The organism is Cypionkella sp., from assembly GCF_036782355.1.
Taxonomy (GTDB): Bacteria; Pseudomonadota; Alphaproteobacteria; order Rhodobacterales; family Rhodobacteraceae; genus Cypionkella.
Genome location: NZ_DAIPZF010000013.1, coordinates 45,218 through 69,622 on the forward strand (window position 1 = coordinate 45,218; position 24,405 = coordinate 69,622).

Below are 24,405 nucleotides of genomic sequence, written 5' to 3' on the forward strand. Positions count from 1 at the left end.
CTCCGGTCGTTACACGGCATTTGCGCCGCAAAAGGTAGTTACACGTTTCAAAGCGGCGATTTTGCGGCCCTTTGCGACGAGATGCGGCCGAGTAGGCCCGAAGCGGACATAAATCAACAGAAATTATTGGCTCAAACGCCGATTTGTCTTAGTTTTGTGACAAAACTGTTGCAGGAAAGCCGATGTCGTTCAGCGCTTTCAGTAAAACCTCGGCGCTGGCCGCGCTGGTAAGGCTGACTTGACGGCTGGCAAGATCAACGCTGATCTCGCTGGCAAGCGGGGTGAGCGCCTCGGTCACCGAGGCTTTGCAGTGGCCGCACGACATATCGGGAATGGAAAGCAGGGTCATGGCATGTCCTTTTCTGATGCTGCCAATTCGGTCGGTTTGGCGGGCAAGGTCAAGTCCGAAAGTGTCGCAGCCCTTGGGGTTGACCTTTTTGGGCGACGGGTTCCTAAAGACGACCAAAGGAGACGACCATGCCCCAGATCCGTCTTAGCCTTGAAGGAATGACCTGCGCCTCTTGTGTGGCGCGAGTCGAGCGGGTTTTGCAGGCCCAAGACGGCGTGGCCAGCGCTTCGGTCAACCTTAGCACCGAAACCGCAGAGGTGGATTTTGCCGCCCCCGCCAGCATCGAGGCGCTGTCGCAGGTGCTGGCACGTGCGGGTTATCCGGTGCGGCGCGGCCATGTGACGCTTGCGGTCGAGGGGATGACTTGTGCCTCTTGCACGGGGCGGGTCGAGCGGATTTTGCGCTCCCAAACCGGGGTGGCTGCGGCCACGGTCAATCTGGCCACCCGCCGCGCCGAGGTCGAACTGTGGCAGCCGGTCGAAGCCGCCTCGCTCGCCGCAGCCGTCAGCAAGGCGGGCTTTGCGGCTGAACCCTTGGCCCAAGCCCGCGCGCATGATCCCAAGGCCGAGCTGCGCAGCCTGTGGCGCAACACGGGCCTTGCCGCCGTGCTGACGCTGCCGGTGTTTCTGGTCGAGATGGGCGGGCATCTGCTGCCCGGCTTTCACCATTGGCTGATGGGCTTTGTGGCGCTGCAACCTTTGTGGCTGGCCGAATGCCTGCTGGTGACGCTGGTGATGATCGGGCCGGGGCGGCGGTTTTACACCAAGGGCGTGCCGGCGCTTCTGCGCGCAGCCCCTGATATGAACGCGCTGGTGGCGGTGGGCACGCTGGCGGCTTGGGGCTATTCGGTGCTGGTGCTGGTCTGGCCTGCGGCGGTGCCCGAAGCCTCGCGCGCGGTCTATTTCGAGGCGGCGGCGGTGATCATCGTGCTGATCTTGCTGGGGCGCGCCCTCGAGGCGCGGGCGCGCGGCCAAGCGGGGGCTGCGATCTCGCGGCTGCTGCAATTGGCGCCACGGGTGGCACGGCGCGAAACTGCCGCTGGCTTTGAAGAGGTCGAGGTGGCAGCGCTTCAGGTCGGCGACCGCATTCAGATCCGCCCGGGCGAGCGGATCGCAGCCGATGGCGTGGTGATCTTGGGCCATTCGGCGGTGGATGAGGCGATGCTGACGGGCGAGCCCTTGGCGCAAGAAAAACAACTGGGCGACGCCGTCACCGGCGGCACGGTCAACGGCACCGGCGTTCTGCTGGTCGAGCTGCGCGAGGTGGGGGCGGCCACGGTGCTTGCGCGCATCATCGCATTGGTCGAGGCCGCGCAGGGCGGCAAGCTGCCGGTGCAGGCCTTGGTCGACCGCATCACGGCGTGGTTCGTGCCGGTGGTGATGGCGCTCGCGTTGCTGACGGTGCTGGTCTGGCTGGTGTTTGGCACCGCGGCCCAAGCCTTGGTGGCGGGGGTTTCGGTGCTGATCATCGCCTGCCCCTGTGCGATGGGCTTGGCGACGCCGGTCTCGATCTTGGTGGGCACCGGGCGGGCGGCAGAACTGGGGGTTTTGTTCCGCAAAGGCGAGGCTTTGCAACGGCTTGAGGCGGTTCAGCGCGTGGCCTTTGACAAGACCGGCACGCTGACCGAAGGCAAGCCGAAGGTGGTCTCGGTTGAAGGCGAGGCGACTTTGGCGCTGGCCGCTGCCGTCGAGGCAGGATCCGAGCATCCGCTGGCCGCCGCTGTGCTGGCCGAGGCTGCGCGGTTGGGGGTGACGCCGGCCCTGGTGACAGGCTTTGCTGCCGTGCCGGGGCAGGGCGCGCGCGCGCTTTTGGGCGAGGTCGAGGTGGCGGTAGGATCCGCGCGGATGATCGAGGTTCCGGCCGCGATGCAGGCGCGCGGAGCGCTGGCGCAAAGCCAAGGCCAAGGCGTGCTTTACGTCGCAAAGGCCGGGCGCTGCATTGGGATGATATGTGTCGCAGATCCCGTCAAAACCTCGGCCAAAAAGGCGGTGGCGGCGCTGGCCGAGATGGGCATCGGATCTGTGATGATCACCGGCGACGCCGAGGCCACAGCGCGGGCGGTGGCGGGCGAGATTGGCATCTTGGACATCCGTGCGGGCATCCTGCCCGCAGGCAAAGCCGCCGCCATCCTTGATCTGGGCGCGGGCACCGCTTTTGTTGGCGACGGGATCAACGACGCACCCGCACTCGCGCAGGCCGATGTGGGCATTGCGATGGGCACGGGCACCGATGTCGCGATCGAGGCTGGCGATCTGGTGCTGATGCGCGGCGATCCGATGGGCGTGGTCGATGCCATTGCCATCAGCCGGGCTGTGATGCGCAATATCCGCCAGAACCTAAGCTGGGCCTTTGGCTATAATGCCGCACTTATCCCGGTGGCGGCAGGCGTTTTGGTGCCCTTTGGCGGGCCACAACTTTCGCCTATGCTGGGGGCAGGGGCGATGGCGCTGTCTTCGGTGTTTGTGCTGGGCAATGCGCTGCGGCTGCGCCGGTTTAAGCGGCGCTAAGCAGGCGGTGCAGGGCGGCGTTATCACTGACAAGGTCTGAAAGGCGCGATTGGTCAAGGCGGGCGTAAAACCCCTCGACCGCTTCGGCCAAGACGCATTTCAACCGACAGGCCGCCGCAAGCGGGCAGGTGCTGCTGGCCTCGGCGCAATCGGTAAAGGGCAGCACGCTTTCAAATATGCGAAACACTTGCCCCACGGTGATGTCTTGCGGCGCGCGCGCCAGCCGCAAGCCGCCGCTGCGCCCGCGCAGGGTGGTCAAAAAGCCGTTGCGCGCCAAAAGATGGATCACTTGCGCCAAATGGTTTTCAGACGCGCCACAGGCCAAGGCCACATCGCGCTTTTGCACGATCTGATCGGGGTTCGCGGCGCAATACATCAGCGTGCGCATGGCAAGATTGGTGCGGATGGTCAAACGCATGGGCGGTGATCCTTTCTACTCGACGCGCGAAATTTAGGCGCAGGTCAGGCTTTGCGCCTTGATTTGGATCAGATCGATGCGTTTTGACTTGCTGTTGGCAGCGAAACTGGCAACATAAGTCATACCTTGACGGGGTTTGGGCAGAATTTAAACCGCTTTGATTTTTAAAGGCTATTGTTTTTAAACAAAAGATTTTACACTGAATTTTCTTTGTTTGCGATAACATAAAAGCGGTTTGAAGCTACAAGCTCTGGGTCTTGGACGGAAGAAACAACGAATGGAAGCAGCCTTGACGCAAGCGACGATCACCCCGACCCAGTTGAAAGCCGATGTGCTGCGGCATCTGACCTTTACCTTGGGCAAGGATGCGGCCAATGCCAGCCCCTATGATTGGCGCATGGCGCTGTCTTTTGCGGTGCGCGACCGGATTGTTGAACCTTGGTTCGCCTCGACCCGCCAAACTTGGGCGCAAGACCGCAAACGGGTGCATTACCTGTCGATGGAATTTCTGATCGGCCGGATTTTGGAGGATGCCACCGTCAACCTTGGGCTGCGCGAGGTCGCCGAAGAGGTGATGGCGGGCTTTGGCCAAGATTTCCACGGGCTGGTGGAAGGCGAGCCGGATGCGGCGCTTGGCAACGGCGGTTTGGGGCGCTTGGCGGCCTGTTTCATGGAAAGCATGGCGACGGTCGGCTGCCCGGCCTATGGCTACGGCATCCGCTATGAACACGGGCTGTTCAAGCAAAGCTTTCAGGGTGGCCAGCAGGCCGAGATGCCCGAAGATTGGCTCAGCATGACCAACCCTTGGGAATTTGCCCGCCCCGAAAGCGCCTATGTGATCCCGTTTAAGGGCGAGGTGAAGACCGAAGCCGGACGCGAGGTTTGGCTGCCATCGGAAACCGTGCTGGCCTCGGCCTATGACACGCCGGTGATCGGCTGGCAGGGCAAATGGGCCAACACGCTGCGGCTTTGGGCGGCGAAATCGACGCAACAGTTTGATCTGGAACGCTTTAACCGGGGCGACTATGCCGCCGCCGCCGAACCCGAGGCACTGGCCCGCACCCTAAGCCGCGTGCTTTACCCCGATGACACCACCTATCAGGGCAAGGAATTGCGCCTGAAGCAGGAGTTTTTCCTGACCTCTGCCGCGCTGCAAGACATTCTGCGCCGGTTCAAAACCGTGCATTCCAACCTGCTGGATCTGCCGAAATACGTCGCCATCCAGATGAATGACACCCATCCCGCGATTGCAGGGCCCGAGCTGATCCGGCTGTTGTCCGATGAAAATGGCCTGAGCTTTCAAGACGCGCTTGAAACCGCGCGCGGCTGTCTGGGCTATACCAACCACACGCTTTTGCCCGAAGCGCTGGAGCGGTGGGCGACCTTTACCTTTGGCACCACGCTGCCGCGCCATATGCAGATCGTCGAGCGCATCGACAGCTGGCACCGCAGCGCCTACCATCCGCCGCATTACATCGGCATCGTCAAGCACCACGAGGTGCGGATGGGTGAGCTGGCCTTTGTGATGGCGCATAAGGTCAACGGCGTCTCGGCGCTGCATTCTGATTTGGTCAAGAAAAACCTGTTTCCAGAACTGAACGCGCTGCATCCTGACAGAATTTGCAATCAAACCAATGGGGTGACACCGCGTCGCTGGCTGAAGATGTCAAACCGCCCGCTTTCTGCGCTGATCACCAAGACCATTGGCGAAGGCTGGGAGGCCGATCTGGACCTGCTGCGCGGTCTGGAACCGCATTGCGAAAAACCGGCGTTTTTGGCGGAATTTGACGCGGCCAAGCGCGCCAATAAGGTCGCTTTGGCCGATTGGATTAACACCGAATGCGGCGTCACCGTCTCGCCTGATGCGCTGTTTGATGTGCAGATCAAGCGCATTCATGAATACAAACGCCAGTTGCTGAACATTCTGCAAACCGTGGCGCATTATCAGCGCATCAAGGCCGACCCCAGCGCCGATTATGTGCCGCGGGTCAAAATTTTTGGTGGCAAATCCGCGCCGGGCTATGCAGTGGCCAAGGAAATCATCCATCTTATCAATGATGTGGCGCGGGTTATCAACAATGACCCCGAGGTGGGCGACCGGCTGAAAGTGATCTATCCGGCCAATTACAACGTCTCGATGGCCGAACGCCTGATTCCGGCGGCGGATCTGTCGGAACAAATCTCGACCGCGGGCAAAGAGGCCTCTGGCACCGGCAATATGAAGTTCATGATCAATGGCGCGCCGACTATTGGCACGCTGGACGGGGCCAATGTGGAAATCCTGCAAGAGGTTGGCGCGGATAACTTTTTCCTGTTTGGCATGACCACCGCCGAGGCGATGAAGCGGCGCGAAGACCCCGAACAATCGCGCAAGGCGATCGAGGCAAGCGCAGCACTTCCGGGCGTGTTGCAGGCGATTGCCGAAGGGGCGTTCAGCCCCGAGCAACCCGACCGCTATCACGGGCTGGTGCATAGGGTTTGGCATCACGATTATTTCCTCGTGGCGGCCGATTTCGATGCCTATGACGCCGCACAAGCCGAGGTCGATAAGGCCTATGCAGATCGCCCGCGTTGGGTGAAGATGGCGGCACTGAATACCGCGCGCTCGGGCTTCTTCAGTTCGGACCGCACCATTCGCAGCTATATGAAAGACATCTGGTCTATCGAATCCGCATTGGGTGTTTAGGCCTGAAATCAAGGGGTTGCCATGACCGATCTGCTGATCCACCCAGAGGAGGCCCGCGCCATCGTCGAAGGTCGGCATGGCGATCCGTTTTCGGTTCTGGGCCTGCATCAGCGCGGCGGGCGCTGGGTTTTGCTGGCCTTTGACCCCGGAGCCGAGGCCTTGCAGGTGCTGGCAAAGACCCGCGTTGTGGCGCAACAGGTGGCGGGCTGCGCTGGGTTGTTCGTGGCCGAGTTGCCGCAGAAATCAGACTACCGTTTGCATTGGCAGGGGCATGGGGCGGAGTGGGAAGGTGAAGATCCATTCGCTTTTGGTCCGGTCTTGGGCGAGTTGGATGAATACCTGTTAGGCGAAGGCCGCCACAAACGGTTGTGGCAGGTTCTTGGCGCGCATGTGATCGAGCATGAAGGCCATCAGGGCACGCATTTCGCCGTCTGGGCCCCGAATGCCGAGCGGGTCTCGGTGGTGGGGGATTTCAACCATTGGGATGGGCGGCGCCACCCGATGCGGCGGCGCGGTGGCACCGGCGTTTGGGAGACGTTTTTGCCCGCAATTGGCGAAGGCGCCAGCTATCGCTACGAGCTGCGCGGCCCGCAAGGCGCGCTTTTGCCGCTGAAATCCGATCCGGTGGGCTTTGGCTCGGAACATGCGCCGGCCAATGCCTCGGTGGTGCGCCGCATTGATAACGCGGTCTGGAGCGATGCCGATTGGATGGCCACACGCGGGCCAAAACAGCAGATTGACGCGCCGATTTCGATCTACGAGGTGCATCTGGGCAGCTGGAAACGTGCGCCGGGCGACCGGATGCTGTCTTATCTGGAATTGGCCGAACAATTGGTCACTTATGCCGCCGATATGGGCTTTACCCATATCGAATTGATGCCGGTTTCGGAATATCCCTTTGACGGATCCTGGGGCTATCAGCCGGTGGGGCTGTTTGCGCCGACCATTCGCCACGGCACCCCGCCGGAATTTCGCGCCTTTGTGCAGGCGGCCCATGCCAAGGGTTTGGGCGTCTTGCTGGATTGGGTGCCGGGGCATTTTCCCAGCGATGCGCATGGTTTGGGCCGCTTTGACGGCACAGCGCTTTATGAACACCAAGACCCGCGCGAGGGCTTTCACCAAGATTGGAACACCCTGATCTATAACTATGGTCGGGTCGAGGTGTCGAACTTTCTGATCTCTAACGCCTTGTATTGGCTGGAGGAATATCACATCGACGGGCTGCGGGTGGATGCCGTGGCCTCGATGCTTTACCGCGATTACAGCCGCGAGGCGGGGCAATGGGTGCCCAACAAAGATGGCGGGCGCGAGAATTACGAGGCCATCGCCCTGCTGCAACAGATGAATATCACCAGCTACGGCGAGGTGGCGGGCGTGATGACGGTGGCCGAGGAAAGCACGGCTTTTCCGGGCGTGTCGCGGCCGGTTAATCATGGCGGGCTGGGCTTTGGCTTTAAATGGAACATGGGGTGGATGAACGACACCCTAAGTTACATGGAAAAAGACCCGATTTACCGCAAATACCACCATCACCAGATGACCTTTGGTCTGAATTATGCGTGGTCGGAAAACTACGTGCTGCCGATCAGCCATGACGAGGTGGTGCATGGCAAAGGCTCGATGTTGTCGAAAATGCCCGGCAATGGTGACGAAAAGTTCGCAAATCTGCGGGCCTATTACGGCTTTATGTGGGCGCATCCGGGCAAAAAGCTGTTGTTCATGGGCTGCGAATTCGCCCAAGGCGCGGAATGGAGCCACAAGCAAAGCCTTGATTGGCATCAGCTTGATCTGCCCGCGCATCGCGGCGTGCAAAATCTGGTGCGTGATCTGAACCGGCTTTACTGCGATCTGGCCGCACTGCATGTCAATGACACCCGCCCCGAGGGCTTTGAGTGGATCGAAAGCAATGACGCCGAGGCGGGTGTCTATGCTTGGGCGCGCTTTGCGGCGGCGGGCGATCCGGCCGTGGTGGCCTTGGTGAACATGACCCCGGTCGAGCGGCGCTACCGCGTCGGTCTGCCCGCTTTGGGGCATTGGAGCGAGATTTTGAACACGGATGCCGCGGTTTACGGAGGGGGAAACCGTGGCAATCTGGGCGGCGTGATGGCGCAGGCCATTGCGCATCAGGGCAGGGCGCAGTCGGCAGAGGTGGTTTTGCCACCCTTGGCGACGGTCTGGCTTAAGCAGGGATAAGGCGGGGATTGCCCGCCCAAGGGAGGAACGTGATGCAACCAAGACCCAATACCCGTCTGTCGTCGCAAGCCATGGCCTTTGTGCTGGCCGGCGGGCGCGGCAGCAGATTGAACGAGTTGACCGATACCCGCGCCAAACCTGCGGTCTATTTCGGCGGCAAAACCCGGATCATCGACTTTGCGCTGTCAAATGCGCTGAACTCTGGCATTCGCAAAATGGCGATTGCGACGCAATATAAGGCGCATAGTCTGATCCGCCATATGCAGCGCGGCTGGGGGTTTTTCCGGGCCGAGCGCAACGAATATCTGGATATCTTGCCTGCAAGCCAGCGTGTGGCGGAAAACAAATGGTATCTGGGCACTGCCGATGCCGTGGCGCAAAACATTGATATCGTTGATTCTTATGGCGTGAAATACATTGTCGTTCTGGCCGGTGATCACGTTTATAAGATGGATTACGAGGTGATGTTGCAACAGCATGTCGCCTCTGGCGCGGATGTCACCATCGGCTGTCTAACTGTGCCGCGCGCCGAAGCCACCGCATTTGGCGTCATGCATGTTGATCAGAACATGCGCATCACCAGCTTTTTGGAAAAGCCGAAAGATCCGCCGACCATTCCCGGCGATCCGCTGCATTCCTTGGCCTCGATGGGGATTTATGTGTTTGATTGGGCGTTTTTGCGCGATTTGTTGTTGCGCGATATGGCCGATGAAAACTCCTCGCATGATTTTGGCAATGACCTGATCCCCGAGATTGTGAAGCACGGCAAAGCGGTGGCGCATAAGTTTGCCGACAGCTGCGTCACCTCTGGTCTGGAAACCGAGCCCTATTGGCGCGACGTTGGCACCATTGATGCGTTTTGGCAGGCCAATATTGACCTGACCGATTTCGTGCCCAAGCTGGATCTTTACGATCGGTCTTGGCCGATCTGGACCTATTCCGAGATTCTACCGCCCGCAAAGTTTATCCATGATGAAGAAACGCGGCGCGGCATGGCGATTTCTTCGCTGGTTTCGGGCGATTGTATCGTGTCGGGGTCAGAAGTGCGCAATTCGCTGCTGTTTACCGGTTGCCGCACCCATAGCTTTGCCAGCATGGACTATGTCGTGGCGCTGCCGCATGTGATCGTCGGGCGCAAGGCCGAGCTTTCGAACTGCGTGATCGACCGGGGCGTGGTGATCCCCGAAGGCTTGGTCGTTGGTCAAGACCCCGAGATGGATGCCAAATGGTTCCGGCGCACCGATGCGGGTATCGTGCTGATCACACAAAACATGCTGGATGCGCGGGCGCGGGTTCTGTCGTAAAGCGGCGCAAAAGAAGGAGAGGCGGATGCAGGTGTCAGGCGCGGTGCGCGGTCGGGTTTTGTCGGTGGCCTCGGAATGTGTGCCGCTGATCAAGACCGGTGGGCTGGCAGATGTGGTGGGGGCTTTGCCGGCTGCCTTGGCGGCTGTGGGTTGGGAGATGCGGGTTTTATTGCCTGCTTACAGAGCCTTGCGCGGCTATCTTGATGCGATGGATGAAGTGCTGGCCGACCCCAATCTTTTCGGTGGCCCTGCGCGGGTGATGGCGGGGCAGATCGCGGGCCTGTCGGTTTTGCTGCTGGACGCGCCACATCTTTATGATCGCGACGGCGGGCCCTATGCGGGGCCTGCGGGCGATTGGCCCGACAATGCCCAGCGCTTTGCCGCGCTGTCGTGGATCGCGGCACGGCTTGCCCGCGAGGGCGTGCAGGGCTGGCAGCCCGATGTTTTGCACGCGCATGATTGGCAAGCGGGGCTCGCGCCGGCCTATTTGCGCTATGGCGGCGCGGATTCGGTGGCGTCGGTGATGACGATCCACAATATGGCGTTTCAGGGCTGGGCGCCTGCGCATCAGCTGGCGGCCTTGCGGTTGCCGCCCGATCAGTATTACCCCGCCGCCTTGGAATATTACGGCGGGCTGTCCAGCCTGAAGGCGGGGCTGGTGACTGCCGACGCGGTCACCACGGTTTCGCCCAACTATGCCCGCGAATTGGTGCGGCCGGAATTTGGGCTGGGGCTGGAGGGCGTGATCGCGGCGCGTGCAGCTTCGGTTTTTGGCGTGCTGAACGGCATTGATACCGAAGTTTGGTCGCCAGAGCGCGAGGTCATGCCCTATTCTGCCAAAAAGATGCAGGCCAAAGCCGCCCATCGCGCCGCCCTTTGCGCCGAATTTGGCCTCGAGGTGCCTGGCCCCTTGGCGATTTTGGTCAGCCGGTTGACCGATCAAAAGGGCATTGATCTGCTCGAATCCGTGGTGCCCGATTTTGTCGCAGCGGGCGGCGGTCTGGCGGTGCTTGGCTCGGGTGATCCGGCGTTGCAGGCGGCGGTGCAGGGGCTTGCCCAGCGCTTTGCGGGGCGGGTTTCGGTGAAAATCGGCTATGACGAGGGCCTAAGCCACCGCATGTTTGCCGGTGGCGACGCGGTGCTGGTGCCAAGCCGTTTTGAGCCTTGTGGGCTGACGCAGATCTACGGGCTGGCTTATGGCACGCTGCCGGTGGTCTCGGCTGTCGGTGGTTTGGCCGATACGGTGATCGACGCAAGCCCTGCGGCGATCTCGGCCAAGGTGGCGACGGGGATTGTGTTTCATCCGGTGGATGCTTTGGCCTTTGGCCAAGCCTTGCAGCGGCTGATCGCACTTTATGCCGACAAAAAGCTGTTCGCGCGGGTGCAGAAAAACGCCATGGCGCAAGAGGTGGGCTGGGCGGCCTCGGCCGCGCGATATGCCGAAATTTATCAAGGGCTTGCCAAGTGAGCTATCCGCTTGGCACGGTCTCGGCGGGACGGGCTTGGCCGATGGGGGCCAGCCTGACCGATGACGGCGTGAACTTTGCGGTGTTTTCCGCCCATGCCAGCGGTATCGAGCTGTGCCTTTATTCAGATGACGGCCGGCGTGAGGTTGCGCGCCTACCGCTGACTGCACGCGAGGGCGACATTTGGCACATTCACATCAGCGGGCTTCAGGCCGGCCAGCTTTACGGCTATCGCGCCAACGGCGGCTATCTGCCCGATCAGGGCCTGCGCTTTAACGCGCATAAGCTGCTGCTTGACCCCTATGCGCGCGGGCTTGCCGGACGGATGCGCTGGTCGGATGCGGTGATGGGCTATAAGGTTGGCTCTGGCCGCGCCGATCAAAGCTTTGACAGCCGTGACAGCGCCTTTGCGGTGCCAAAATCGGTGGTGGTGGACCCCAGTTTTGCTTGGGGCCGCGATGCCCGCCCGCAGGTGCCGATGGCCGAAACCGTGATCTATGAGGCCCATGTCAAAGCCCTGACCAAGCAGCATCCCGATATTCCGCCACAGCTGCGCGGCACCTATGCAGGCCTTTCCCATCCGGTGATGATTGAACATTACCGCCGGCTTGGCGTGACCACGATCGAGCTTTTGCCAGTGCAGGCCTTTGTGGACGAGCGGTTTTTGGTGGCCAAGGGGCTGTCCAACCATTGGGGCTATAACACCATCGGCTTTTTCGCGCCCGAACCGCGCTACGGTGGCGCCAACCCGCTGCGCGAGATGCAGGCCATGGTTAAGGCGCTGCATGCAGCAGGCCTCGAGGTGGTGATGGATGTGGTCTATAACCACAGCGGCGAGGGCGACGAATGGGGCCCGACGCTGAGTTTTCGCGGGCTCGACAACCAAAGCTATTACCGTCTGGCCGAGGGTGGGCGGCGCTATGTCAATGACACCGGCACCGGCAACACGCTGGATCTGACCCAGCCTGCGGTGCTGCGCCTGGTGATGGACAGCCTGCGCTATTGGGTGGAACAGGTGCATATCGACGGCTTTCGCTTTGATCTGGCCACGGTGCTGGGGCGCGAGCGGGGCGGCTTTGACCCGCAGGGCGGCTTTTTTGATGCGCTGCGCCAAGATCCGGTGCTGGCGGGCGTCAAGCTGATCGCAGAGCCTTGGGACATCGGGCCGGGCGGCTATCAGCTGGGCCGCTATCCGCAGCCCTTTGCCGAATGGAACGACCGCTACCGCGACGGGGTGCGGCGGTTTTGGCGTGGCGATGCGGGGCTTGCGCCGGAACTGTCGCGCAGGCTTTTGGGCTCGGCCGATGTGTTTGACCATGACCGCCGCGCGGCCACGGCTTCGGTGAACTTTCTGACCTCGCATGACGGCTTTACCCTGCAAGATCTGGTGTCTTATTCGGTCAAGCGCAATCTGGCCAATGGCGAGGATAACCGCGACGGCCATTCCGACAATCATTCCGACAATATGGGCGAAGAGGGCCCAACGCAGGACCCAAGCATTCTGGCCGCCCGCGCTTTGCGCAAACGCAATATGCTGGCGACGCTGTTTCTCAGCCAAGGCACGCCGATGCTGCTGGCGGGCGACGAGTTGGGCCATAGCCAGGCCGGCAACAACAACGCCTATGCGCAAGACAATCCGCTGACATGGATCACTTGGCCGGGGGATGCGGCTTTGACGCGCTTTGTCGCACGGCTGACCGCGCTGCGGCGCAAGCATCCGGTGTTGCGCCAAGCGCGGTTCCTGCACGGCCATGCCCGCGCTGATGGTCTGGCCGAGGTGATCTGGCGGCGCGCTGACGGCACCCTGCCTGCGGGCGAGTTTTGGCATGATCCGGCGTTTCGCTGTCTGGGGCTAGAGCTGCGGATGGCGGCGGCTGGCCCCGAGGGTGGCGATACGCTGTATCTGGTGTTCAACTCTGGCGGCGCGGTCGATCTGACCCTGCCCGAAACCGCCCCCGCTTGGCAGCTGGACCTTAGCACCGCCGATCCGGATGCCGCAGCTTCAGGCCCGCTGACCCGCCTGACCATGCCTGCCCACAGTGTTTTTGTCTTTGCGCCCAGTCCGACCGGAGGATCCTTATGAGCCATCAAACCATCGCCACAACGCCCATCGCGGGGCAAAAGCCCGGAACTTCGGGCCTGCGCAAAAAGACGCGGGTGTTCATGGGGCCGCATTACCTTGAGAATTTCGTGCAGGCGATTTTCGATGTGGTGGGGGCGGCGGGCAAATGCTTTGTCTTGGGCGGTGATGGGCGGTTTTTCAACGCCGAGGCCGCACAGGTGATCTTGCGGATGGCGGCGGCGAATGGTGTCGCACGGGTGATCGTGGGGCAGGGTGCTGTGCTGTCGACCCCTGCGGCCAGCCATCTGATCCGGCTTAATCAGACCGATGGTGGCATCATCATGTCGGCCAGCCACAACCCCGGCGGCTTGGACGAAGACTTTGGCGTTAAGTTCAACATGGAAAACGGCGGCCCAGCGCCCGAGGCTGTGACCGAGGCGATGTACAAACGTACGACAGAAATCGAGGCCTATCAGATCTGGCAGGGCCAAGACGTAGATCTGGGCAGGCTGGGGCGGCAGCATCTGGGTGCGATGATCGTGGATGTGGTCGATCCTGTCACCGATTATGCGGCGCTGATGGAAAGCCTTTTTGATTTCAAGGCAATAGCTACGATGTTCGCGGGCGGCTTTTCAATGCGGATGGACAGCATGTCGGCAGTCACCGGCCCCTATGCGGTCGAGATTTTGCAAAACCGGCTGGGTGCGGCGGCGGGCACGGTGATCAATGCGCAAGCCCTGCCAGATTTCGGCGGGCTGCATCCAGACCCCAATCCGACCTGGGCCAAAGCGCTGATGGACGAGATGTTCAGTCAAGCCGCCCCCGATTTTGGCGCCGCAAGCGATGGGGACGGCGACCGCAATATGGTGGTTGGGCGCGGTATTTACGTCTCGCCCTCTGATAGCCTTGCGGTGCTGGCGGCGAATGCGCATCTGGCCCCAGCCTATGCGGGCGGCATTGCGGGGGTTGCGCGTTCGATGCCGACCTCGGCTGCGGCAGATCGGGTGGCGCGGGCCTTGGGGGTGGAAAGTTTCGAGACGCCTACGGGCTGGAAATTCTTTGGCAATCTGCTGGATGCAGGCCGCGTGACGATCTGCGGCGAGGAAAGCTTTGGCACGGGTTCGGACCATGTGCGCGAAAAAGACGGGCTTTGGGCGGTGCTGTTGTGGCTGAACATTCTGGCGGTGCGCAAGCAATCAGTGGCGCAGATTTTGGCCGAGCATTGGGCAAAATTCGGCCGCAACTACTACAGCCGCCACGATTTCGAGGCGATTGCCAGCGATAAGGCCGATGCGATGATGGCCGCGCTGCGCCAGTCTTTGCCCAGCCTGATCGGACATCAGATCGAGGGCATGCAGATCGCGGCAGCCGATGATTTTGCTTATACCGATCCGGTCGACGGCTCGATCAGCCGCGCGCAAGGCGTGCGGATTGTCTTTGCCGATGACAGCCGCATCGTGCTGCGGCTGTCGGGCACCGGCACCCAAGGCGCGACCTTGCGGCTTTATCTGGAACGCTATGTCGCGGGGCCAGAGGGGCTTGACCTTGAGCCGCAGCAGGCTTTGGCGGCGATCATTCGCGCCGCCCATACGCTTGCGGGCATCGAAAGCTTTACCGGACGCCAAGCGCCAGATGTGATCACCTGAGGCCTTGGCGCGAATAGACCTTCAGGCGTCGGCTTTTGCGCTGACTTCAGGCGCGGTCTGTCGCCTTCTGATCCAAAGCGTCGCAGGGGCGCCAAGGGGGGGCAGGCGATGAGTGAGGCAAAACGGTCAGGGCGGCAGGCGCGGCAAATTGAGCGGGCGAAAAAAGGCGGCGGCATGGGGCGGCCCTATATCGTCCGCAATATTCCGACCTATGATATCTTGGCCGAAGACAGCCTGCAAAAGGTAGAGCGTGCCGCAGATCGCATTCTGGCCGAGACCGGCATCGAGTTTCGTGACGACCCCGAGACCCTGTCGCTTTGGCGTGCAGCCGGCGCCAAGGTCGAGGGCGTGCTGGTCAAGTTTGAACCCGGCATGCTGCGCGAGGTGCTGAAAACCGCGCCCGCTGAATTTACCCAGCATGCGCGCAATCCGGCCAATTCGGTGCGCATCGGTGGCAAGAACGTGGTCTTTGCGCCCTCTTATGGCAGCCCCTTCGTGATGGATCTGGACCGAGGCCGCCGCTTTGGCACGCTGGAAGATTTCCGCAATTTCATCATGTTGGCGCAATCGAGCCCGAACTTTCACCATTCGGGCGGCACGATCTGCGAGCCCACCGATATTGCGGTGAACAAGCGTCATCTTGATATGGTGTTGGCGCATATGGAGCTGTCGGATCGCTGCTATATGGGGTCTGTCACCCATCAAAGCCGGGCGGAAGACAATATCGAGATGAGCCGGATTCTGTTTGGTGCCGATTTTGTCGAGCAAAACTGCGTGATCCTTGGCAATGTGAACGTGAATTCGCCTTTGGTCTGGGATGGCACCATGACCACGGTGTTGCGCGCCTATGCGCGGGCCAATCAGGCGGCGGTGATCGTGCCGTTTATCCTTGGCGGCGCGATGGGGCCGGTGACCAACGCCGGCGCGATTGCGCAATCGCTGGCCGAAACCATGGCGGGCTGCGCGCTGACCCAGCTTGAGCGGCCCGGCGCGCCGGTGATCTTTGGCAACTTTCTATCCTCGATGAGCCTGCGTTCGGGCAGCCCGACCTTTGGCACACCAGAACCCGCCATCGGCAGCATGGTGATCGGGCAATTGGCGCGGCGGTTGAACCTGCCGCTGCGGTGTTCGGGCAACTTTACCACCTCGAAACTGCCCGATGCGCAGGCGATGATGGAAGGCACCATGAGCATGTTGGCCGCGATCCATTGCGGTGCGAACTTCATCTTGCACTCGGCGGGCTTTCTGGACGGGCTGCTGAGCATGAGCTACGAGAAATTCATGCTGGACGCTGATCTGTGTGGCGCGCTGCACAGCTATCTGGACGGGGTCAAGATTGATGATGACCAACTTGCCGTCGATGCCTTTGCCGAGGTTGGGCCGGGCAATCATTTCTTTGGTTGCAGCCACACCATGGCGCATTACGAGACCGCGTTTTGGGATTCCGAGCTGTCGGACAACGAACCCTTTGAGAAATGGGAGGCCGCAGGGTCAAGCGATTCCGCCACCCGCGCCAATGCGGCTTGGAAACGCCGTTTGGCCGAGTTTGAGGCGCCAGTGCTTGATCAAGGGCTGCGCGAGGGTTTGCGCGACTTTGTCGAGGCCAAAAAGCGTGGCATGGCCGATGCTTGGTACTAGCGCCTAGCTGCGCAAGCCGGTTTCTTTCAGCATGCCGCGCCGCTTGGCCTCGTAGTAATAGCCCTTGGCATACCACATCACGGCGGTTTTCTCGTTGCGATGCGACAACAGCCAAGCGCCGCGCAGATAGCGGCCGGCGTAGTGCAGATTGGTGTCGGCGTCCAAAAGCCCCGCGTCAGGGCCGCGATAGCCCATTTGCCGCGCGGTTTGTGGCAAGATCTGCATCAGACCAAAATAGGGCCCGTTGCGTGCCGCGGGGTTGTAGCTCGATTCGCGCACAATCACGCGGTGCAGCAGCGATTCAGGGATGTCATGGATGCGCGCCCATTTGCGGATCAATGCATCCATCTGCGGCGTCTTGCCGGCATATTTGGGCGCAGGGCTGGGCTGACGCACCCCGCAGGCGGTCAGGCTTAGGCTGGCAAGCCCAAGGCTTAGAAGGGCGCGGCGCGAAAGCGGCATGGCGGGCTCCGATGTTTTGAATTTGATAGCGGTGGCGGCGGGCTTTGGGAAGAATGGGCTCACGCCATGGGCGGGAAATTGCGCCTTAGGTGCCGCTTTCCCCGCGCGCGATTGCTTGCTAGGCTGCGGCGGGGGGAGAGATTTGATGGACCATGCGCGCAGTCTGACAACGGCTTTGATTGTCGACGATCACCCGCTGTTTTGCGATGCTTTGGCGATGACGCTCAAGGCGGTGGCAGGGCTGCGCCGGATCGAGACCGCAGGCTGTCTTGACTCTGCCTTGCAGCGGCTTGAGGCGGGGCCCTTGCCAGATGTGGTGGTGTTGGATTTGAACCTGCCCGATGTCAACGGCTTGGATGGTTTGATACGGTTGCGGCAAGCCCTGCGCGAGGTGCCGGTCTTGGTGGTCTCGTCGCTGGCTGACAACCGGATGATTGCGGCCTGTTTGCAGGCGGGGGCTGCGGGTTTTGTCGCCAAATCGGCACGACGCGAGGCCTTTTGCGCGGCCTTTGATGCCTTGCGACTGGGCGAGGTCTATCTGCCCGAAGGCTATGTTGGTGCGGTGGCTGACACGCAGCAAGAGGCCGCAATTGCGCGTCTGGGCCTGTTGACCCGCCAGCAAACCCGCATTTTGCAGCTGATCTGCGAGGGCAAGTTGAACAAGCAAATCGCCTTCGAGCTGACCATCGCCGAAACCACCGTCAAGGCGCATGTCACTGCCATCATGCGTAAATTGGGCGTGCAAAGCCGCACCCAAGCGGTTTTGATCGCCGGAGAGGCCAGCTTTAGCAACCTCTTGCCCGAGGGATAGGCTTTGATGCCCGCTCAGATCGCCGCGCTTTCGCCTTTGCCGACCGCGCATGTTGCCGCAACCGCAGTCAATGCCGCGCAGGATTTGGCGCGCGCCTTGGGGGCAGGGCCCTTTGCGCAGGTGGTGCTTTTCATCTCGCCCACAGCCGATTTGGCGGCCCTCAGCCTTGGGCTTGCGGCGGAATTTGGCGATTGTCCGGTGATTGGCTGCACCACCGCGGGCGAGATTTCGGCGCAGGGCTACACCGAGGGCGAGATCGTCGCCGTGGGCTTTCCGGCCGATCTCTTCGCCTGTCAGACCCTTCTGGTGGAAGATCTGGACCATATCGACAGCGAGGCGCTGATCGGCCAGATGATCCGCTCTCGCACAGGGCTAGAGCGGGCCCGGCCCGCTTGGCGCCACGAGTTTGCTTTTCTGATGGTGGACGGGCTGTCTATCCGTGAAGACGAGCTGACCGCAGCGCTTGCTCCCGGGCTTGGGCCGATGCCGCTGTTTGGTGGCTCGGCTGCCGATGGGCAGGATTTTCGCCAAAGCTTTGTGCTGCATGCGGGGCGGTTTTTGCGCCATGCAGCGGTTTTGCTGATGCTGCGCACGCGTTGTCCTGTACAGGTGTTCAACTTGGATCATCTGGTGCCCACCGCGAAACGCATGGTGGTGACCCAAGCCGATCCCGCCCGCCGTTTGGTCAGCCAGATCAATGCCGAACCTGCGGCACTGGAATATGCCCGATTGCTGGGCAAAGACCCGACACAGTTGACCGCTTTTACCTTTGCCGCCCATCCGGTGGTGGTGCGGATCGGCGGGCGGCATCATGTACGCGCGATCCAACGGGTGGATGAAAACGGCGATCTGGTGTTCTTTTCGGCCATCGACGAGGGGCTGGTGCTGACCTTGGCCGAACCGCAAGACATGGCGGCGCATCTGCAAGACGCGCTGGCGGGGCTTTGCGCCAAGACTGCGCCCTTGGCGATTTTGGCCGCGGATTGCATCTTGCGGCGGATGGAGGCGACTGAGAAGCAAAGCTATGGCGCGGTGTCGCAGGTTTTGCGGGCGCATCGGGTGACAGGGTTTTCCACCTATGGCGAGCAGTGGAATTCGATGCATGTCAATCAAACCATGACCGGGGTGGCGATCTATCCGCCAGAGCCGGCATGAGCGATGCGCTGATCAACCCCGCCGATAGCCTTGCGCGGCAGAATGAAAAGCTTTTGACCATCGCCTCGGTGCTGATGCGGCGGGTCGAGGCGATCACCGATGATGCAGGGGCTGCCTATGCGCAGTTCCAGCGCGCCGCGATGCTGGAAGATCAGGTGCGCGAGCGTACCCGCGAATTGGAACGGGCGCTGGATCTGCTAAACGCCTCGAACGCCGCCTTGGGCCAAGCCAATGCCGAAACCGAGGCCGCGCGGCGCAATCTGGCCGATGCGCTGGAAACCGTGCAGGAAGGCTTTGCGCTGTTTGATGCCCAAGATGTTCTGGTCATGTGTAATTCCAGATTTGGTATGTATCTTAATGATTTGCAAGATATTCTTAAGGCGGGACTTCACTTTGACGACTATGTCAAAGCCGTCAGCACCTCGCAGTTTTTTGTGCTGCCCGCAGGGGAAAACCCACAAGAGTGGTCAGCCAAACGTCGCCGCAGGCACCAAGAACGCCATGTAATGTTCAACGTCGCCATGCGCGGCGATGCTTGGGTGCAGGTGTCCGAACATCGCACCAGCGAGGGCGGCACGGTGATCTTGCAGACCGATGTCACCGACATCATCCGCGCCGAGCGGGTCGAGCGTGGCAAGCTGCTGGACGATCAGGCCCGGGTGATCCGCGCGACTTTGGATCATATCAACCAAGGCGTGGCGATCTTTGATGCGGCGGCCAGTTTGGCGGGGTGGAACCGCCGCTTGGCAACCCTTTTGGCGCTTCCCTTGGCGAAACTGCGCTTGGGCGATGGCTTCGAGGCGCTTTTGACGCGGTTACAGCAGGATTTCGACTTTGGCGCAGGCATGGATGCGGCGCGGTTGCGGCTTTGGGTTGACGGGCGGCAGGGGCGGCCGGACCTGAGCTTTGAGGTGCGCCGCGCGGGCCGTGTGCTGACGGTTTTTGCGCAGGAAATGCCCGAAAGCGGCTTTGTGATGAGCTTTGCCGATGTCACGCTGGAACGCGAGGCGATTGCGGGGCTAAGCCGCGCCAATGAAACGCTTGAGGCGCGGGTGCGGGCGCGCACGCTGGAATTGGAAGACGCGCTGGAAACCGCCGAGCGCGCCAACGCCAGCCGCTCGCGCTTTGTGGCCGCCGCCAGCCATGATCTGTTGCAGCCTTTGTCTGCGGCCAAGCTGTTTTTGTCCTCCATCGAGGACAGCGCGCTGACCCCCGAGACCCGTGGCACGCTGGAAAAGGCGCATAACGCGCTGATCTCTGTCGAAGGGATTTTGGACGCGCTGCTGAATATCTCGAAACTGGAAAGCGGTAAGCTGGCGGTGACGGCGGTGCCGGTGCGGCTTGGGCCGCTGCTGGCGCAGTTGCAGGCCGAGTTTTCGGGCTTTGCCGCTGCCAAAGGCCTGCGGCTGGTGGTGCGGCCGTCGGATGTGGTGGTCAGCTCGGACCCTGCCTATCTGCGCCGGATTTTGCAAAACCTGATCGCCAATGCGATTCGCTATACCCAGCGTGGCAAGGTTCTGGTCGGCGCGCGGCTGCGGCGCGGCCAGTGCCGGATCGAGGTTTGGGACAGCGGCTTGGGCATCCCGCCAGAAGAGCAGAGCAATATTTTCAAAGAGTTCCACCGGCTGAACGCCAAGGCTTCGGCCAGCGAAGGCATGGGGCTTGGCCTTGCGATTGTCGAACGCGCCTGTGCGCTTTTGGGCCACCCTTTGGGGCTGATCAGCCAGCCGGGCCGCGGCAGTTGTTTTTCGATCGAGCTGCCGATCAGCGAAAGCCTTGCCCCCGATCGCATCGCGCCCGTGCAGCCTTCGGTGCAATTGCAGGGCCGCATCGGGTTTTTGGTGGAAAACGACGAAGACCTGCGCCGCGCCATGGGCCTTGTGCTGGAAAAATGGGGCGTCGATGTGCTGGAGGCGGGCTCGGGCGAAGAGGCGCTGGCGCTGATCGAAGAGCTGGGCATCTTGCCCGATTTCTATCTGATTGATCAACAGCTTGGCACTGGCATGACCGGGCTTGATCTGATCGCGCGGCTGCGCGCCGATCACGGTGCTGCCGCGGTGAGGCTGGTGACGGCGGATCATTCGGCCGATCTGCGGGCACGCGCAGCAGTTGCGGGCGTGGATTTGGTGACCAAACCGATCGACGCGCCGGCGCTGCGCGCAGTTTTGGCAGCTTTTGGCCTGAGCGCAGAGGCTACGACCAAGGGCGTATAGCCGGAACGGTTTTTGCCGATTAGGCTTCGTGCAACGTGAAGAGGAATTTCTATGCAACTGATCGACAGCCGCGATATTATGGCCAGCCCAGAGGTGGTTTGGGCAGCCCTTTTGAACCCTGAAGTTTTGAAAGACTGCGTGCCGGGCTGCGAAAGCATGACGGGCAGTGCTGAAGACGGTTTTGAAGCCGTGGTGGCGCAAAAGGTCGGGCCGGTTTCGGCGCGCTTTACCGGGCTTGTGAAGCTGTCTGATCTGGATATTGGCAAGGGCCTGACCATTTCGGGCGAGGGCAAGGGTGGGCCTGCGGGCTATGCCAAGGGCGGCGCCAAAGTGACGCTCGAGCCGATCGAGGGCGGCACCCGACTGAGCTACGAGGTCGAGGCCAATGTCGGCGGCAAGATCGCCCAGCTTGGCAGCCGCATCATCGACAGCTTTGCCAAAAAGATGGCCGATACCTTCTTTGAACGCTTTCAAACGGCCGTCGAAGGGCCAGCCGAGGCCGAGGAAGGCACGGATGAGACACAGAAAAAAGGCTGGTTCAAGCGGCTGATCAGCTGAACCACAGGGATGTAAAGGGAGGATACTATGACAAAGGTCACTATGGTCGTGAACGGGAAAACCGTTTCGGCAGAGACAGAGGGGCGGACGCTGTTGTCGGCCTATCTGCGCGAAGGCTTGGGGCTGACGGGCACCCATGTCGGCTGTGATACCTCGCAATGCGGCGCTTGTGTGGTGCATGTCGATGGCAAGCCGGTGAAATCTTGCAGCGTTTTTGCCCAAGATGTGGCGGGGTCGCAGGTGCGCACCATCGAAGGCATGGCCAATGCAGACGGCAGCCTTGGCGTGGTGCAGCAGGCGTTTCAAGATCATCACGGGCTGCAATGCGGCTTTTGCACCCCCGGCATGGTGATGTCTTCGGCAGCGCTTTTGGCTGAAAACCCCAAGCCCACCGAATCCGAAGTGCGGCATTACCTTGAAGGCAATATCTGCCGCTGCACGGGCTATCACAACATCGTCAAAGCAGTTCTGGCGGCTTCGGGGCAGGATGTGGCCTCGGTTCCTGCTGAATGATGTCAACCAAGTCGCGGACGGTTTGACCGTATCGCATTAAGGGAGGATGGAATGCCGAAAGATCATGGCATCGGCGCCAGCGTAAAGCGGCGCGAGGATATCCGGTTTTTGACCGGACAGGGCCGCTATACGGCCGATATTAACCTGCACAAGCAGGGCTATGCCTATTTTGCACGCTCGGAAATGGCGCATGCGACGATCAATAAGATCGACACCACAGCGGCTTCGGCAATGCCTGGGGTGCTGGCGATCATGACGGGGGCTGATTTTGCAGCCATGGGCGGCAATCCGGCGGGCTGGTATATCAACAGCCGCGACGGGGCGACGATGAAAGAGCCCAAGCGTCCGGTTCTGGCGCATGGCAAAGTGCGCCATGTCGGCGACGCCTATGCGATTGTGGTGGCCGAAACGCTGGAACAAGCCAAGGATGCGGCGGCGGCGATTGACGCCGACTTTACCGAGCTGCCGGCGATTGTGGATATGGCCAAGGCCGTGGCCAACCCCGCGCACCGCGTGCATGACGAGATCGACAACAACGTCTGTTTCGATTGGGGCTGGATTGAAGACAACCGCGCCGCTGTGGATGCGGCCTTTGCTGCCGCGCCCCATGTCACCACCTTGGAATTGGTGAACAACCGTCTGGTTCCAAATGCGATGGAGCCGCGCGCCAGCATTGGCGATTACGATGCAGGCACCGGCGATTACAAGCTTTATACCACCTCGCAGAACCCGCACCTGTCGCGTCTGTTGATCGCGGCCTTTGTGATGGGCATTCCTGAAAACAAACTGACCGTGATCGCTCCCGATGTCGGCGGCGGCTTTGGCTCGAAAATCTATCACTACGGCGAAGAGGCGGCGGTGCTTGCGGCCTCGAAGGCGCTGCGTCGGCCGGTGAAATGGGTGGCCGAGCGTTCGGAAAGCTTCTTGTCGGATGCGCATGGCCGCGACCATGTCACCACCATTCAGCTTGCCTTGGACAAAGACGGCACCTTCCTTGCGCTGCGCACCGAAACCATGGCCAATGTCGGCGCGTATTTGTCGAACTTTGCCACCGTGACGCCGACCTTCTTGCACGGCACGCTGATGGCGGGGCCTTACAAAACCCCGCTGGTCTATGTCAACGTCAAGGCCGTGTTCACCAACACCGCCCCCGTTGATGCCTACCGCGGTGCAGGCCGGCCCGAAGCCACCTATTCGATCGAACGTGTGATCGACAAGGCGGCGGATGAGTTGGGGCTGGATAAGGTCGAAATTCGCCGTAAGAACTTTATCACCACTGATATGTTCCCCTATACCACGCCTGTCGGACTTGTGTACGACACCGGCAACTATCAGGCGACGCTGGAGAAAATGATCGAACTTGGCGATCTGGCGGGCTTTGAAAAGCGCGCGGCTGCCAGCAAAGCCAAGGGCAAGCTGCGTGGGCTGGGCCTGTCAACCTGGATCGAGGCTTGCGGGATCGCACCTTCGCATCTGGTTGGGGTTCTGGGCGCGCGGGTGGGTCTGTTTGATGCAGCCACGGTGCGGGTCAATGCGACTGGCAGCATCTCGGTGATGACCGGCGCGCATAGCCACGGGCAGGGGCATGAGACCGTCTTTGCGCAGATCGTGGCCGAGCGTTTGGGCATTGCCGAAAGTGCGGTGGAAATCGTGCATGGCGACACCTCGAAAATCCCGTTCGGGATGGGGTCTTATGGCTCGCGCAGCTTGGCGGTTGCGGGATCGGCCATGGTCAAAGCGGTGGATAAGATCATCGCCAAGGGCAAAAAGATCGCAGCCCACATGCTAGAGGCGGCTGAGGGCGACATCGAATTTGCCGATGGCAAATTCTCGGTTGCGGGCACTGATAAGGCGAAAACCTTTGGCGAGATCGCCTTTTCTGCCTATGTGCCGCACAACTATCCGCTGGAAACCTTGGAACCTGGCTTGGAAGAAACCTCGTTCTATGACCCTGCAAACTTCACCTATCCTGCCGGCGCCTATGCCTGCGAGGTCGAGGTCGATCCCGCCACGGGACAGGTCGAGGTTGCGTCCTTTACCTGTGCCGATGACTTTGGCAATGTGATGAACCCGATGATCGTCGAGGGGCAGGTGCATGGCGGTGTTGGCCAAGGCATCGGTCAGGCGCTGTTGGAAAACACCATCTATGACGAGAACGGCCAGCTGTTGTCGGCAAGCTATATGGATTACGCCATGCCGCGCGCCGAGGATGTGCCGTTCTACACGGTGGATCATTCCTGTGTCACCGAATGCACCCATAACCCGCTTGGGGTAAAGGGCTGCGGCGAGGCAGGGGCGATCGGCAGCCCGCCTGCGGTGGTGAATGCGGTGATTGATGCGCTGCAACGCGGCGGCTACAAACACGTTACCCATATTGATATGCCAGTCTCGCCGTCGCGGGTCTGGGCAGCGATCAACGCTTAA

The 24,405-nt window shown here is 61.1% G+C and carries 17 protein-coding genes; 14 read left to right on the top strand and 3 right to left on the bottom strand.

The window, feature by feature from the left end:
* Nucleotides 1-148: 148 nt before the first annotated feature.
* Nucleotides 149-349 carry a heavy-metal-associated domain-containing protein gene (locus V7Q10_RS07045; RefSeq protein ID WP_333868358.1) on the bottom strand — a complete coding sequence of 67 codons (201 nt, stop codon included), beginning with the start codon at nt 347-349 and terminating at the stop codon, nt 149-151.
* Between the two features lie 128 nt (nt 350-477).
* On the opposite strand from V7Q10_RS07045, the gene V7Q10_RS07050 reads away from it, so the two are divergent.
* Nucleotides 478-2,856 carry a heavy metal translocating P-type ATPase gene (locus tag V7Q10_RS07050; RefSeq protein WP_333868359.1) on the top strand — a complete coding sequence of 793 codons (2,379 nt, stop codon included), beginning with the start codon at nt 478-480 and terminating at the stop codon, nt 2,854-2,856.
* Here the strand turns inward: V7Q10_RS07050 and V7Q10_RS07055 are convergent.
* Nucleotides 2,843-3,274, bottom strand: coding sequence for an RrF2 family transcriptional regulator (locus tag V7Q10_RS07055; RefSeq protein ID WP_333868360.1), 432 nt, complete (start codon nt 3,272-3,274; stop codon nt 2,843-2,845). The two genes, V7Q10_RS07050 and V7Q10_RS07055, sit on opposite strands and share 14 nt — an antisense overlap.
* A 277-nt stretch (nt 3,275-3,551) precedes the next feature.
* Here V7Q10_RS07055 and V7Q10_RS07060 point away from each other — a divergent pair, with 277 nt between their 5' ends.
* The 7 genes from V7Q10_RS07060 to V7Q10_RS07090 all read left to right on the top strand — a co-directional run bounded on the left by V7Q10_RS07060 (nt 3,552) and on the right by V7Q10_RS07090 (nt 16,269).
* On the top strand, nt 3,552-5,960 hold the full coding sequence (locus V7Q10_RS07060) for a glycogen/starch/alpha-glucan phosphorylase (RefSeq protein WP_333868361.1): 2,409 nt from the start codon (nt 3,552-3,554) through the stop codon (nt 5,958-5,960).
* A 21-nt stretch (nt 5,961-5,981) separates the two neighbouring features.
* On the top strand, nt 5,982-8,153 hold the full coding sequence (gene glgB / locus V7Q10_RS07065; protein ID WP_333868362.1) for a 1,4-alpha-glucan branching protein GlgB: 2,172 nt from the start codon (nt 5,982-5,984) through the stop codon (nt 8,151-8,153).
* A gap of 32 nt (nt 8,154-8,185) precedes the next feature.
* Complete coding sequence (gene glgC / locus V7Q10_RS07070) at nt 8,186-9,457, top strand: glucose-1-phosphate adenylyltransferase (RefSeq protein ID WP_333868363.1); 1,272 nt, start codon at nt 8,186-8,188, stop codon at nt 9,455-9,457.
* 25 nt (nt 9,458-9,482) lie between these two features.
* Complete coding sequence (gene glgA, locus V7Q10_RS07075; RefSeq protein ID WP_333868364.1) at nt 9,483-10,925, top strand: glycogen synthase GlgA; 1,443 nt, start codon at nt 9,483-9,485, stop codon at nt 10,923-10,925.
* Nucleotides 10,922-13,006: a glycogen debranching protein GlgX gene (gene glgX / locus V7Q10_RS07080; RefSeq protein WP_333868365.1), complete on the top strand. Its 2,085-nt coding sequence runs from the start codon at nt 10,922-10,924 to the stop codon at nt 13,004-13,006. The genes glgA and glgX overlap by 4 nt, the downstream gene beginning before the upstream one ends.
* Nucleotides 13,003-14,631, top strand: coding sequence for an alpha-D-glucose phosphate-specific phosphoglucomutase (locus V7Q10_RS07085; RefSeq protein WP_333868366.1), 1,629 nt, complete (start codon nt 13,003-13,005; stop codon nt 14,629-14,631). The genes glgX and V7Q10_RS07085 overlap by 4 nt, the downstream gene beginning before the upstream one ends.
* Before the next feature lie 108 nt (nt 14,632-14,739).
* Complete coding sequence (locus V7Q10_RS07090; protein ID WP_333868367.1) at nt 14,740-16,269, top strand: trimethylamine methyltransferase family protein; 1,530 nt, start codon at nt 14,740-14,742, stop codon at nt 16,267-16,269.
* Nucleotides 16,270-16,272: 3 nt separating this feature from the next.
* Here the strand turns inward: V7Q10_RS07090 and V7Q10_RS07095 are convergent, their stop codons facing one another.
* On the bottom strand, nt 16,273-16,731 hold the full coding sequence (locus V7Q10_RS07095; protein WP_333868368.1) for a lytic transglycosylase domain-containing protein: 459 nt from the start codon (nt 16,729-16,731) through the stop codon (nt 16,273-16,275).
* A 145-nt stretch (nt 16,732-16,876) separates the two neighbouring features.
* Between V7Q10_RS07095 and V7Q10_RS07100 the strand changes: the two genes are divergently transcribed.
* The 6 genes from V7Q10_RS07100 to V7Q10_RS07125 are packed head-to-tail and all read left to right on the top strand — an operon-like array spanning nt 16,877 to nt 24,405.
* Nucleotides 16,877-17,542, top strand: a complete 666-nt coding sequence (locus tag V7Q10_RS07100; protein ID WP_442885833.1) for a response regulator — start codon at nt 16,877-16,879, stop codon at nt 17,540-17,542.
* A 6-nt stretch (nt 17,543-17,548) separates the two neighbouring features.
* A complete protein-coding gene (locus V7Q10_RS07105; protein WP_333868370.1) occupies nt 17,549-18,697 on the top strand; it encodes an FIST N-terminal domain-containing protein in 1,149 nt (382 codons plus the stop codon).
* Nucleotides 18,694-20,910 (top strand): hybrid sensor histidine kinase/response regulator, encoded by a 2,217-nt coding sequence (locus V7Q10_RS07110; RefSeq protein ID WP_333868372.1) that lies wholly within the window; start codon nt 18,694-18,696, stop codon nt 20,908-20,910. Before V7Q10_RS07105 ends, V7Q10_RS07110 begins: the two co-directional genes overlap by 4 nt.
* 51 nt (nt 20,911-20,961) lie before the next feature.
* Complete coding sequence (locus V7Q10_RS07115; RefSeq protein ID WP_333868373.1) at nt 20,962-21,468, top strand: CoxG family protein; 507 nt, start codon at nt 20,962-20,964, stop codon at nt 21,466-21,468.
* Nucleotides 21,469-21,495: 27 nt separating this feature from the next.
* A complete protein-coding gene (locus V7Q10_RS07120) occupies nt 21,496-21,981 on the top strand; it encodes a (2Fe-2S)-binding protein (protein ID WP_333868374.1) in 486 nt (161 codons plus the stop codon).
* 51 nt (nt 21,982-22,032) lie between these two features.
* A complete protein-coding gene (locus tag V7Q10_RS07125) occupies nt 22,033-24,405 on the top strand; it encodes a xanthine dehydrogenase family protein molybdopterin-binding subunit (protein ID WP_333868375.1) in 2,373 nt (790 codons plus the stop codon).

Coding starts and splice junctions, on each gene's coding strand:
- glgB (WP_333868362.1), top strand. CDS start 5,982: ATGACCGATCTGCTGATCCACCCAGAGGAGGCCCGCGCCATCGTCGAA.
- V7Q10_RS07100 (WP_442885833.1), top strand. CDS start 16,877: ATGGACCATGCGCGCAGTCTGACAACGGCTTTGATTGTCGACGATCAC.
- V7Q10_RS07050 (WP_333868359.1), top strand. CDS start 478: ATGCCCCAGATCCGTCTTAGCCTTGAAGGAATGACCTGCGCCTCTTGT.
- glgA (WP_333868364.1), top strand. CDS start 9,483: ATGCAGGTGTCAGGCGCGGTGCGCGGTCGGGTTTTGTCGGTGGCCTCG.
- V7Q10_RS07090 (WP_333868367.1), top strand. CDS start 14,740: ATGAGTGAGGCAAAACGGTCAGGGCGGCAGGCGCGGCAAATTGAGCGG.
- V7Q10_RS07120 (WP_333868374.1), top strand. CDS start 21,496: ATGACAAAGGTCACTATGGTCGTGAACGGGAAAACCGTTTCGGCAGAG.
- V7Q10_RS07045 (WP_333868358.1), bottom strand. CDS start 349: ATGACCCTGCTTTCCATTCCCGATATGTCGTGCGGCCACTGCAAAGCC.
- V7Q10_RS07060 (WP_333868361.1), top strand. CDS start 3,552: ATGGAAGCAGCCTTGACGCAAGCGACGATCACCCCGACCCAGTTGAAA.
- V7Q10_RS07125 (WP_333868375.1), top strand. CDS start 22,033: ATGCCGAAAGATCATGGCATCGGCGCCAGCGTAAAGCGGCGCGAGGAT.
- V7Q10_RS07110 (WP_333868372.1), top strand. CDS start 18,694: ATGAGCGATGCGCTGATCAACCCCGCCGATAGCCTTGCGCGGCAGAAT.
- V7Q10_RS07085 (WP_333868366.1), top strand. CDS start 13,003: ATGAGCCATCAAACCATCGCCACAACGCCCATCGCGGGGCAAAAGCCC.
- V7Q10_RS07115 (WP_333868373.1), top strand. CDS start 20,962: ATGCAACTGATCGACAGCCGCGATATTATGGCCAGCCCAGAGGTGGTT.
- glgC (WP_333868363.1), top strand. CDS start 8,186: ATGCAACCAAGACCCAATACCCGTCTGTCGTCGCAAGCCATGGCCTTT.
- V7Q10_RS07055 (WP_333868360.1), bottom strand. CDS start 3,274: ATGCGTTTGACCATCCGCACCAATCTTGCCATGCGCACGCTGATGTAT.
- V7Q10_RS07105 (WP_333868370.1), top strand. CDS start 17,549: ATGCCCGCTCAGATCGCCGCGCTTTCGCCTTTGCCGACCGCGCATGTT.
- V7Q10_RS07095 (WP_333868368.1), bottom strand. CDS start 16,731: ATGCCGCTTTCGCGCCGCGCCCTTCTAAGCCTTGGGCTTGCCAGCCTA.